General features: G+C 70.6%; 11 protein-coding genes and 1 tRNA gene. 4 read left to right on the top strand and 8 right to left on the bottom strand.

Features of this window, described 5'->3' with window-relative positions; all coding sequences use genetic code 11:
* Window positions 1-255 (top strand): DUF6504 family protein (locus IC63_RS15420; RefSeq protein WP_332257835.1); only part of this gene is annotated, 255 nt, incomplete at its 5' end.
* Entirely contained in the window at window positions 255-3,554 is a 3,300-nt protein-coding gene (locus IC63_RS15415; RefSeq protein ID WP_036722044.1) for an error-prone DNA polymerase, read from the top strand. The genes IC63_RS15420 and IC63_RS15415, both read left to right, overlap by 1 nt.
* A gap of 29 nt (window positions 3,555-3,583) precedes the next feature.
* On the opposite strand, the gene IC63_RS15410 is transcribed toward IC63_RS15415, so the two are convergent.
* The 3 genes from IC63_RS15410 to IC63_RS15400 form a co-directional block, all read right to left on the bottom strand.
* Window positions 3,584-3,657: transfer RNA gene (locus IC63_RS15410), tRNA-Gly, on the bottom strand.
* A 63-nt stretch (window positions 3,658-3,720) separates the two neighbouring features.
* Window positions 3,721-4,143, bottom strand: coding sequence for a DUF1489 family protein (locus IC63_RS15405; RefSeq protein ID WP_036722041.1), 423 nt, complete (start codon window positions 4,141-4,143; stop codon window positions 3,721-3,723).
* Between the two features lie 43 nt (window positions 4,144-4,186).
* Window positions 4,187-5,467 carry a cation:proton antiporter gene (locus IC63_RS15400; protein ID WP_036722055.1) on the bottom strand — a complete coding sequence of 427 codons (1,281 nt, stop codon included), beginning with the start codon at window positions 5,465-5,467 and terminating at the stop codon, window positions 4,187-4,189.
* Window positions 5,468-5,662: 195 nt separating this feature from the next.
* On the opposite strand from IC63_RS15400, the gene IC63_RS15395 reads away from it, so the two are divergent.
* Window positions 5,663-6,418, top strand: a complete 756-nt coding sequence (locus tag IC63_RS15395; protein WP_036722038.1) for a sulfite exporter TauE/SafE family protein — start codon at window positions 5,663-5,665, stop codon at window positions 6,416-6,418.
* Window positions 6,419-6,420: 2 nt separating this feature from the next.
* Window positions 6,421-6,768 (top strand): RidA family protein, encoded by a 348-nt coding sequence (locus IC63_RS15390; RefSeq protein ID WP_036722052.1) that lies wholly within the window; start codon window positions 6,421-6,423, stop codon window positions 6,766-6,768.
* Between the two features lie 15 nt (window positions 6,769-6,783).
* Here IC63_RS15390 and lpxB read toward each other — a convergent pair whose 3' ends face one another.
* From lpxB to IC63_RS15365, 5 genes are all read right to left on the bottom strand, one after another.
* Complete coding sequence (gene lpxB, locus IC63_RS15385; RefSeq protein WP_036722035.1) at window positions 6,784-7,938, bottom strand: lipid-A-disaccharide synthase; 1,155 nt, start codon at window positions 7,936-7,938, stop codon at window positions 6,784-6,786.
* Between the two features lie 49 nt (window positions 7,939-7,987).
* Window positions 7,988-8,770, bottom strand: a complete 783-nt coding sequence (locus tag IC63_RS15380) for an LpxI family protein (protein WP_036722033.1) — start codon at window positions 8,768-8,770, stop codon at window positions 7,988-7,990.
* A complete protein-coding gene (lpxA, locus tag IC63_RS15375; protein ID WP_036722031.1) occupies window positions 8,767-9,552 on the bottom strand; it encodes an acyl-ACP--UDP-N-acetylglucosamine O-acyltransferase in 786 nt (261 codons plus the stop codon). The genes IC63_RS15380 and lpxA overlap by 4 nt, the downstream gene beginning before the upstream one ends.
* Window positions 9,545-10,033: a 3-hydroxyacyl-ACP dehydratase FabZ gene (gene fabZ, locus IC63_RS15370; RefSeq protein WP_052042304.1), complete on the bottom strand. Its 489-nt coding sequence runs from the start codon at window positions 10,031-10,033 to the stop codon at window positions 9,545-9,547. The genes lpxA and fabZ overlap by 8 nt, the downstream gene beginning before the upstream one ends.
* Window positions 10,034-10,100: 67 nt before the next feature.
* Window positions 10,101-10,697, bottom strand: coding sequence for a nicotinate-nucleotide adenylyltransferase (locus IC63_RS15365; RefSeq protein WP_408633588.1), 597 nt, complete (start codon window positions 10,695-10,697; stop codon window positions 10,101-10,103).
* Between the last annotated feature and the right edge of the window lie 85 nt (window positions 10,698-10,782).

The raw sequence follows: 10,782 nt of genomic DNA, 5'->3' as shown, positions 1-10,782 counted from the left end.
CGGGTGCTCTATGCCGTCCCCGAGGGCCCGCCGGCGCAGTTCCTGTGGCGCGGGCAGACCTGCCGGGTCGCCCGCTGGGCGGGGCCGGAACGGATCGCGCCGGAATGGTGGGCCGACCGCCCCGGCACCCGGCTGCGGGATTATTACCGCGTCGAGGACGCCACCGGCCTGCGGCTGTGGCTGTATCGCGAGGGGCTGGCCGGCGACGGCCGCGGCGGAGCGCCGCGCTGGTTCGTGCACGGGGTCTTTGCCTGATGCCGCAGAATGACAGCCCCACCCCCCGCCGCCTGCAGGGCGATTTCGCGCCCAACCCGCCGGCGCCCTTCGTCGAACTGGGCGTGACCACCGCCTTCAGCTTTCTGCGCGGCGCAAGCCAGGCCGATGAGCTGGCGGCGACGGCCAATCTTCTGGGCTTCGATGCGCTGGGGGTGGCGGACCTCAACAGCCTCGCGGGCGTCGTGCGGATGCACGCGGCGGCGCGGACGGCTCGGCTGCGTCCGGTGATCGGGGCGCGGATCGTGCTGGCGGACGGCACGGGCTTTCTGGCCTATCCGACCGACCGCGCGGCCTATGGGCGGTTGTCGGCGCTGATCTCCAAGGGGCGGATGAACGACCTGGACGGCGCGTGGCAGAAGAAGGGCGCCTGCGATCTGTCGTTGGACGACCTGGCCGCCCATGCCGAGGGCGTGCAGCTGATCTGGCTGCCGGGAGACGACCTGGCACCTCTGCCCGACCTTGCCGCGCGTCTGCCGACGCTGCGCCATGTGGCGGCCAGCTACCTTTATACCGGCGATGACGTGGCGCGGATCAACCGGCTGGACCGGGCGGCGCGGGCCTGCGGGCTGTCGATCCTCGCCACCAACGACGTCCATTACCACGCCCCCGACCGCCGACCCTTGCAGGACGTGATGACCTGCATCCGCACCGGCACGACCATCGACCAGGCCGGGTTGATCCTGTCGGCCAATGCCGAACGCCACCTGAAATCCCCCGCCGAGATGGTGCGGCTGTTTTCCCGCTGGCCCCACGCCATCCGCGCCACGCGCGATGTGGCAAATGCCTGCCGTTTCGCGCTGACCGACCTGCGTTACGACTATCCCCGCGAGACCGCTCCGCCGGGACGCGAGCCGCAGGAATATCTGGAGGAGGTGACATGGGCGGGCGCCGCCGCGCGTTACCCGGACGGAATCCCGCCCAAGGTTCGCGCCGCGCTGGAAAAGGAACTGCGCGTCATCGCCGGCAAGGACATCGCCCGCTATTTCCTGACCATCCGCGATATCGTGGGCTATGCCCGCAGCAAGGGCATCCTGTGCCAGGGCCGCGGCTCGGCCGCCAACAGCGCGGTGTGTTTCGTCCTTGGCATCACCCCCGTCGATCCCGCCCATCACGACCTGCTGTTCGAACGCTTCATCAACGCCAAGCGGGACGAGCCGCCCGACATCGACGTCGATTTCGAACATGAGCGGCGCGAAGAGGTGATCCAGCACCTTTACGACCGCTATGGCCGCGACCACGCCGCGCTGTGCGCGACGGTTATCCATTACCGCCCGCGCAGCGCCATCCGCGAGGTCGGCAAGGCGATGGGCCTGTCCGAGGACGTGACCTCGGTTCTGGCCAACACCGTCTGGGGATCGTGGGGCGACGATCTGGGCCATGCGAAGGAAACCGGACTGGACCTGACCGACCGGCGGCTGGCGATGACGATCAGACTGGCCGAACAGATGATCGGCATGCCCCGGCATCTGTCGCAGCATGTCGGCGGCTTCATCCTGACCGAAGGGCTGCTGACCGAAACCGTGCCGATCGGCAACGGCGCCATGCCCGATCGCAGCTTCATCGAATGGGACAAGGACGACATCGACGAATTGCGCATCCTCAAGGTCGATGTGCTTGCCCTGGGGATGCTGACCTGCATCCGCAAATGCTTCGACCTGATCGCGGCGCATCACGGACGGCGGCTGACGCTGGCTGACCTGAACCCGGCGGCGCCGGACGCGAAGCCCGTCTTTGACATGCTGTGCCGGGGAGACAGCGTGGGCGTGTTCCAGGTCGAAAGCCGCGCCCAGATGAACATGCTGCCCCGACTGCGCCCGCAGGAATTCTATGATCTGGTAATCGAGGTCGCCATCGTCCGCCCCGGCCCCATCCAGGGCGACATGGTCCATCCCTATCTGCGCCGCCGGAACGGGCAGGAGGTCGAGGATTACCCCTCTCCCGGCCCGCCGCATGATCCGGACGAGCTGCGCCATATCCTTCAGCGCACCAAGGGGGTGCCGATCTTTCAGGAACAGGCGATGAAGATCGCCATGGTCGCCGCCGAATTCGACGCTGTCGAGGCCGAAGAACTGCGTAAGGCTCTGGCCACCTTCCGGTCACGCGGCACCATCGAACAATTGCAGGACAAGATGATCGGCCGGATGGTGCGACGCGGCTACGATCCCGATTTTGCCCGGCGCTGTTTTGACCAGATCAAGGGGTTCGGGGAATACGGCTTTCCAGAAAGCCACGCGGCGGCCTTTGCGCATCTGGTCTATGTCTCGGCTTGGCTGAAACACTACTATCCCGCCGCCTTTGCCGCGGCGCTGCTGAACAGCCAGCCGATGGGGTTCTACGCGCCCGCCCAGATCGTCCGAGACGCGCGCGAACATGGCGTCGCGGTGCGGGCGGCGGACGTGAACTATTCCCACTGGGACAACACGCTGGAGCCGGGGGCAGGGGCTTTGCCCCTCCCGGCCGTGCCGGCCGGTTCACCCCAGGATATTTCGGCAAAGAAGAACGGTTTCGCGCTGCGGCTGGGGCTGCGGCAGATCGACGGCATGGGCCAGGCCGCCGCCCGGCGGATCGAGGCGGCGCGGGACGAGCCCTTCGAGGGGGTCGAGGATCTGGGTCGCCGGGCGCGGCTGGACAGCCGCACGCTGCGGCTGCTGGCGGCGGCGGATGCGTTCCGCTCGGTCGGGCTGGATCGGCGCGCGGCGCTGTGGGACGCCCGCGCCGTCAAGGACGCACCCGACCTGCCGCTGTTTGCGCGGGACGAGGGCGACGAGCCCGCGGTCGCCCTGCCCGCCATGCCCCTGGCCGAGCAGATCGTGGCAGACTACCAGACCCTGCGCCTGTCGCTGAAGGCCCATCCGCTGCAGGTCCTGCGCCGCAATCTGGCCCGGCAGGGCCATGTCTCCGCCGCGGGTCTGGCCGCCCGTCCCCATGGCGCCCGGGTCCGCATGGCCGGGCTGGTGCTGATCCGGCAGCGGCCGGGTTCGGCCAAGGGCGTGTGCTTCATCACGCTGGAGGACGAGACTGGCAGCGCCAACCTGGTGCTGTGGCCCAAGGTCTTTGCCCGCTTCCGCCGCGAGGCGATGAGCGCGCGGGTGCTGCAGGTGCAGGGCCGGATCCAGAGGGGGGACGGCGTCACCCATATCGTCGTCGACCGGCTGACCGACCGCAGCGACGTGCTGGCCCGGATGGCCGGAACCGAGCGGCCCCCGGCCCCGGCCGCGCAGGCCCCGACCCATCCGCGGAACATCCGCGTTCTGCCGGCGTCGCGGGATTTTCACTGAGCGCCGGTGTGCGTGGATATTGGGGGGATTGGAGCGGGTGAAGGGAATCGAACCCTCGTCGTAAGCTTGGGAAGCTTCTGCTCTACCATTGAGCTACACCCGCGTGGTGCCTGCGATAGCGTGGCGCGGCTGGGCGGTCAAGCGGTCAGGCAGACGCTGGCAGGCGCTACAGCAGCCCCATCTGGGCCAGTTCGCGGGCCAGCGCCGCCGGCAGGGCGGTTTCGGCGGCGCGGGTGGCCGGCACGTCGGGCGGGGCGTCGGCGGGCTGCATGTAACGCCAGCCCTGAAAGGCGCGGCGCGGGACGCCGGACACCCGCACCACCTGCGGGTCGAGGATAAGCGCACAGCGGGTGATGCCATCGACCCCCGGCCGCTCTTCCAGCGCCAGCAGGCGCTGGCGGGCCAGCATCGTTCCCTTGAACACCCAGAACAGCGACCCGCCGGCCAACAGTTCGTCGGCGCGCTTGGGCCACATGCGGGTCACATGTTCGGCCGGGCCGCCGCCAAAGCGGTCGCGCTGCCAGCGTTCCAGCACCTCGGGGTTCGCGGCGCCGACGCACAGCTTCATCATGTGGAGGGTTGCAGTCATGGGACCGGATATAGGGTCGCGACCGGCGGGTGAACAGGGGCGCTCAGCCGACGCGGCCGCGTCTTGCGCTCTCCAGCCGCATCATCAGCCGCGGCGCCGAGAAGCCGTGGAACACGATCGACCCAAGCACGATCAGCGCCATCACCGCCCACAGCTCGCGCCCGGTTTCGACCGAGAACGGGGCATGGCCCAGCCCATATGCCATGTAGTAGATCGACCCCACGCCGCGGATCCCCAGCAGGCTGACTGCCGCGCGCGACGGGCCGGACAGCCCGGCGCCAGCCAGCGCGACCCAGCCGGTCAGCGGCCGCACGACCAGCAGGAACGTCGCGGCCACCAGGATGCCGGTCCAGTCCAGCGGCCGCAGCAGCCCCTGCCCGACGGCCATGCCCAGCACGAACATCACCGCGATCAACCCGATCACCTCGGTCTGTTCCACGAAGTGATGCAGATCGCTGTGGATGGCGTGGCGTTCCTCGAACCGGCGGAAGGTGACGGCGGCGACGAACACGGCGAGGAAGCCATAGCCGTGGACCACCTCGGTCAGCCCGTACGAACTCAGCATCAGCCCCAGCGCCAGGAACGCATCTGACACGCTGCCCTTGGGCGCCAGCCGGAACGCCAGCCAGGCGGTGCCCCAGCCGGTGGCGATCCCGACGCCCAGACCGGCGATGATCCGCCAGCCGACATCGTGGACCAGCCAGTCGCGCAGCACTTCGGCGGTGAAGCGGCCGCCATCCCCCGGCAGACTGCTTTCCGCCGCCAGTGCCGCCGCGGCCGCCAGCGCCAGGTGGATGAACGGAAACGCCAGCGCATCGTTCAGCCCCGCCTCGGAGGTCAGGGCGAACCGCGCCTCGTCGCCATCGCCCTCGCCCGGCGGACCGACCTGGACCGAGGCCGCCAGCACCGGGTCGGTCGGCGCCATCACCGCGCCCAGCAGCAGGGCCGCGGCCAGCGGCAGCCCCATCACCGCCCAACCCAGCAGGGTCATCGCCGCGATGCACAGGATCATCGTCACCCCCAGCAGCCGCCAGGTGCTCGACCAGCTGCGCCAGCCCGGCGCGCGGTCGATCTTGAGCCCGCAGCCGGTCAGCGACAGCAGCACGACGAACTCGGTCACATGGGTAATGACCGACCCGCCGTCGATCACGTCGAGCGTTGGAAGGTCCAGGAACCAGCCGACCCCGATCCCGCCCAGCACGCAGCCGATCGGCAGCGTCAGCAGCCGCGGCAGCCGGTAATGGGCCACGATCGGCGGCACCAGCGCAGCAATCAGGATGCCCACGCCGAACAGCGCAAGGAACAGCGGGTAGGTCAGGTCCATCGGCATCGCCCCACGAGTCTCGCACCAGAACGCGACAGAAAGCTTCCGGCTCCCTGCCGTCAACCGGCTGGCCGAAAATTCGTCAGGGCCCGGCGTTCTTCCGGCTGCCGGAAAGAGGCCCGGGCGGGGTTGCCTCGGCCCGGCGGCGCGGCCAGTGTCGCGCGGCTGCCCCGGCCTGATGGGGCTGGAGGACACATGACCGACTTCCTGCTGCTGCTCGTCGCGGGTTTCCTGGGGGGGATGCTGAACGCCGTCGCCGGCGGCGGCACCTTCATCACCTTCCCGGCGCTGGTCTTTACCGGCGTGCCGGTCGTGGCGGCGAACGCCACCACGACGGTGGCCGCCCTGCCCGGCTATCTGGCCGCCGCGATCGGGTTCCGCCGCGACATCGGGCGGATCGACCGGGCGCTGGTCACGCGGCTGACGGTGCTGACCATGCTGGGCGGCGCGGCGGGGTCGGCGCTGCTGCTGGTGTCCTCGAACAACGCCTTCGCGGCGATCGTGCCGTTCCTGCTGCTGGCCGCCACCCTGGTCTTCCTGGGCGGCCCGCGCATCCGCGAGATCGCCTCGCAGTATCGTGGCGGGGTCACGGCCTTTGGCGCCGGCACCATGATCCCGGTCGCGGTCTATGGCGGCTATTTCAACGGCGGGCTGGGGATCGTGCTGTTGGCGCTGTTCTCGCTGTGGGGGATGACCGACCTGCACGCGATGAACGGGCTGAAAAGCTGGCTGTCCTTTGCGCTGGCGATCATCAGCACGGTGATCTTCGCGGCCGGCGGGCAGATCGTCTGGTGGGAATGTCTCGCCATGTCGATCGGCACGATCCTCGGCGGCTCCTCGGGCGCACCGGTCGCGCGCCGCATCCCGGCGCCGGTCCTGCGCGGCTTGATCGCGGTCGTCGGCTTCGGCATGACGGCCGTATTCTTCTGGCGCCTCATCAACGGAGCATGAACATGGCAGACATCACCCGGATCGAATGCGGCAACCGCATGAGCATGGCGGTGGTCCATAACGGCATCGTCTATCTGGCCGGGCAGGTCGGCAAGCCCGGCGACAACGTGACCGACCAGACCCGCGAGGTTCTGGCCCAGATCGACCGCCTGCTGGCCGAGGCCGGCACCGACAAGACCCGCATCCTGTCGGCCCAGATCTGGCTGGCCGACATGGCCGACTTTGCCGAGATGAACGCCGTCTGGGACGCCTGGGTGCCACAGGGGAACTGCCCGGCGCGGGCGACGGGGGAATCGAAGCTCGCGACCCCCGACTACAAGGTGGAAATCATCGTGGTGGCGGCGGTCTGACATCCGCCGCGGCGGTCAGGCGTGGCCCTCGACCGCCGCCAGAACCGACCGGGCCGCCCGCAGACCGGGCGGCTCACCCCCCCGGCCCAGCCGCTGCATCGTCAACTCCATCGCCGCGACCTGCTCGGACCGCGCGTCCTCGTCGTCCAGCAGCGTGATCAGCGCATTGGCCATCGGCCCGGGCTGGCAACGGCGGCCGAGGAATTCCGGCACCGACCGCGTCTCGCTGACCAGGTTGACCAGCGTCACCGTATCGGTGCGCAGCATCAGCCCGATCAAGATCCGGCTGAGCGGCGCCATGTCATAGCCGATCACCATCGGCACCCCGTTCGCCGCGAGTTCCAGACTGACCGTCCCCGACGCCGCCAGCGCCAGGTCGGCGGCGGCAAAGGCCGCGCGCTTGTCAGCCGCGCCTTCCACCACCACCGGCGTGGTGGGCCAGCGTTTCGCCATCGGCCCGACCAGGTCGGCGACCCCCGGCACGGTCGGCAGCACGACCCGGAGCTCGGGCACCCGGTCGCGCAGCCGCATCAGCGCCTCGTCGAAGCGCGCGCCCAGCCGCGCCACCTCGCCCCGCCGCGAGCCCGGCAGGCACAGGACCAGCGGCGCATCGGGGGCAATGTCGTTCGCGGTCCGGAATGCCGCGGCCTCGTCGGCCGAGGCGACGGGTTCGGCGACGACGGGATGGCCGACGAAATCACAGCTCATCCCTGCGTCGTGCATCAGCGGCGGCTCGAAGGGCAGGATCGCCAGCACATGGTCGATCACCTCGGCCATCCGCTCGGCCCGCCCCGGCCGCCACGCCCAGACCGAGGGCGCGACGTAATGCACGGTGCGGATGCCGGGCGCCAGGGCCCGGACGCCGCGCGCCACCCGCAGGCAAAAATCCGGGCTGTCTATGGTCACCAGCGCGTCGGGGGCGAAATCCAGCACGGCCTCGGCGGTCTGGCTGATGCGCCGCTTGAGCGCGCGATACCTGGGCAGCACCTCGGCCAGCCCCATTACGCTGAGCTCGGACATCGGGAACAGGCTGTCCAGCCCCTGGGCCGACATCGCCGGTCCGCCCACCCCCGCGATCTGCAGCGCCGGGTCCAGCTTGCGCAGCCCGGCCAGCAGGGCGCCGCCCAGCAGATCGCCCGACGGCTCGCCCGCGATCACGAAGACACGCATGCGCCCCCCCGTTTATCTTCTGTCCGCAAATATCCCCGCCGGAGGCGTCTCAGCCGCGCGCCCATAGAAACAGCCCCGCATCCTCTGCCGCGGCCGTGGTGGCGGCGGTATCCAGCAGCAGAACGCCGCCGGCCTGCCAGACGATCCCTGACAGACCCGCGAGCGCCGCTTGCGCGACGGTGTCCGGCCCGATCGCCGGCAGGTCGATGCGGCGATCCTGCCCCGGCTTCGGCGCCTTCATCAGCACGCCCCCAGGCCGCCTTTCGCGGGTGCGGGCGACGAAATCCAGCATGGCGGCGGTGCCCGGCAGGGTCTCGATCGCCAGGCACAGCCCGCCGGCCACGACACAGCCCTGGCCGATATCCAGCCCGCCGGTGACCGCCAGGATCTCGGCCGCGCGGGCCGCATCGCCCCTGTCAGCGGCCGAGGGCGCGCCGGTCAGCACCCCCGCGCCGGGGATCAGGTCGGGACGAATCGCGTCGACGCCGACGACCGGCAGGCCCCATTCCTCGAAGATCGTGATCAGTTCGCGCAGCGCCCCGTCATCGCCCTGTGCCATCGCCGCGGCCATCCGCGGCACCAGCGTGGCGGTGCGGGGGTCGAAGGCCTCGGGGTCGAGCCGCGGGCGGCGCACGGCGCCGGCAAAGACCACCCGCTCCACGCCTTCGTCGAGCAGGCTCTCGATCAGCGGGACCAGCCGTTCCAACCGAAAGCTGCGGGCGGGGATGTCGGGCGCAAAACCATCGAGCGCATGGACCGAGGGCGCGTGCAGCGCCTCGGCGACCAAGCCGGGCAGCGCGCCCTGCCCCGCGATGACTGCGGTGCGGGTCATCCCTGCGGGGTAAGGAAGCTGCGGTCCGAGGGGCCGAGGATGAAGTCCAGCACCTCGCGCTCCATCCCGGTCGCCGCCCCGTCCGCCCGCGCTCGCGCGGTTTCGCGGAACGATCCGCCGCCCAGCGCCGCCAGCAGGTCGCGCAGCGCGGCGATGTCGGCGCGCGAGGCGCCGCGGCGTTTCAGCCCGACCAGGTTCAGCCCGTCCAGATGCCCGCGCGGGCCGCTGACCAGCGCGTGCGGCAAGACGTCGGCCGTGACCATGGTCAGCGCGCCGATCATCGCGCCCCGGCCGATGCGGACGAACTGGTGAACGCCCGACAGGCCGCCGACGATCACCTCGTCCTCCAGCACGCAATGGCCCGCCACGGCGACGTTGTTGACCAGGATGACACCGTTGCCGATCCGGCAGTCATGGGCGACGTGGCTGCCGGCCATGAACAGCCCGTCATCGCCGACTTGGGTCAGCCCGCCGCCGCCGGCGGTGCCGGGGTTCATCGTCACGTATTCGCGGATCCGGTTCCGCGCGCCGATCACCAGCCGCGTGTCCTCGCCCTGGAACTTGAGATCCTGCGGCGCCTCGCCGATGCAGGCAAAGGGGAACACCACCGTGCCGTCCCCGATGATGGTGTCGCCGGCGATCACGACATGGGATTTCAGCTCGACCCCGTCGCCCAGCCGCACCCGGGGGCCGACATGGCAGAACGGCCCGACGCGGACCCCCTGCCCCAACTCGGCCCCCGGCTCGACGATGGCCGAGGGGTGGATCCGCGTCTCAGCCATCCGCTGCGCCGGTCTTGAGGTCCATCATGGCGGTGAACTCTGCCTCGGCGGCCAGCTGGCCGTCGACCTTGGCCTGGCCGAGGAACTTCCAGATCTTGCCGCCCGGCCGCTTGACCGTGACGTGCAGCTCGACCACGTCGCCCGGCTGCACCATGCGCCGGAACTTGGCCCCGTCGATGCCCATGAAATAGGTCAGCATCGGCTCGTCGATGATGTTCATGCTGATGCCCACCATGACCGCGGCGGTCTGGGCCATCGCCTCGACCAGCAGCACCCCGGGCATGATCGGCTGGGCCGGGAAATGGCCGGGGAAATGCGGCTCGTTCGAGGTGACGCACTTGATCCCGACCGCGCCCTCATAGGGGACGATGTCGCGGACCTTGTCGATCATCAGGAACGGATAGCGGTGCGGGATGATGCGCTTGATGAGGGCCAGGTCGGCCGAGGTGTGCGGGGCGGGATTGCGCTCGGCCTGGGCCATCTGATCCTCCGGGAATACCTGCCGTTGCCTATCAAACCCGGTTGGCGCTTGGCAAGGCGAGGGGGCGCTAGTCCCCCAGCCCGGCCAGCGGCGCACCGGCATCCGGCCGGGCGGCGGCGGCGCGCCGCGCGGCGCGGATGGCGCTCGAGGACAGCGCGGTCATCGGCACGTTGACCAGCACCCAGGCCGGCGGCGCCATGTCGGCCAGCTCGGGCGCCCGGTGTTCGGGCAGCCGGTGAGCGCCGAGGATGGTGGCGGCCCGGCTGGTCCGCGCCGCGGTGCGCGATCCGGGGCGCGCGATGACGCCGATCGGGACCCGCGCGGCGATGCCGCGCCAGCGGTCCCAGCGGCTGAACTGGACCAGGTTGTCCGATCCCATCAGCCACACGAAGCGCACCCCCGGCCAGGCCGACTGCAGCGCCGCCAGCGTGTCGGCGGTGCGCCGGGTGCCCAGTTGCGCCTCGATCCCGGTGACGACGATGCGGGGATCGTCGGCCAGCCGGCGCGCCGCGGCGATGCGGTCGGCCAGCGGCGCCGGCCCGTGCGCCTTCAGCGGGTTGCCGGGGCTCACCAGCCACCACACCCGGTCCAGCCGAAACCGCTGCAGGGCCATTTCGGTGATGTGCAGATGCCCGGCATGGGGCGGGTCGAACGACCCCCCCAGCAGCCCGATCCGTTGACCGGGCAGCGCGACCGGCCGCCCCGCGCCGATCAGGGCGTGCCGCCTTGTGCCGCGGGGGCCGGGGGGG

It is taken from the genome of Paracoccus sphaerophysae (genome assembly GCF_000763805.1).
In the GTDB taxonomy this organism is placed as follows: Bacteria; Pseudomonadota; Alphaproteobacteria; order Rhodobacterales; family Rhodobacteraceae; genus Paracoccus; species Paracoccus sphaerophysae.
Note: the sequence above shows the minus strand (reverse complement) of the source record. Positions and strands in the feature narration are given on the sequence as shown.

What these genes read in the sequence shown, in the direction of transcription:
- IC63_RS15415 (WP_036722044.1), top strand. Translation starts at nt 255, where the DNA reads ATGCCGCAGAATGACAGCCCCACCCCCCGCCGCCTGCAGGGCGATTTC.
- IC63_RS15405 (WP_036722041.1), bottom strand. Translation starts at nt 4,143, where the DNA reads ATGACTGCAACCCTCCACATGATGAAGCTGTGCGTCGGCGCCGCGAAC.
- IC63_RS15400 (WP_036722055.1), bottom strand. Translation starts at nt 5,467, where the DNA reads ATGGACCTGACCTACCCGCTGTTCCTTGCGCTGTTCGGCGTGGGCATC.
- IC63_RS15395 (WP_036722038.1), top strand. Translation starts at nt 5,663, where the DNA reads ATGACCGACTTCCTGCTGCTGCTCGTCGCGGGTTTCCTGGGGGGGATG.
- IC63_RS15390 (WP_036722052.1), top strand. Translation starts at nt 6,421, where the DNA reads ATGGCAGACATCACCCGGATCGAATGCGGCAACCGCATGAGCATGGCG.
- lpxB (WP_036722035.1), bottom strand. Translation starts at nt 7,938, where the DNA reads ATGCGTGTCTTCGTGATCGCGGGCGAGCCGTCGGGCGATCTGCTGGGC.
- IC63_RS15380 (WP_036722033.1), bottom strand. Translation starts at nt 8,770, where the DNA reads ATGACCCGCACCGCAGTCATCGCGGGGCAGGGCGCGCTGCCCGGCTTG.
- lpxA (WP_036722031.1), bottom strand. Translation starts at nt 9,552, where the DNA reads ATGGCTGAGACGCGGATCCACCCCTCGGCCATCGTCGAGCCGGGGGCC.
- fabZ (WP_052042304.1), bottom strand. Translation starts at nt 10,033, where the DNA reads ATGGCCCAGGCCGAGCGCAATCCCGCCCCGCACACCTCGGCCGACCTG.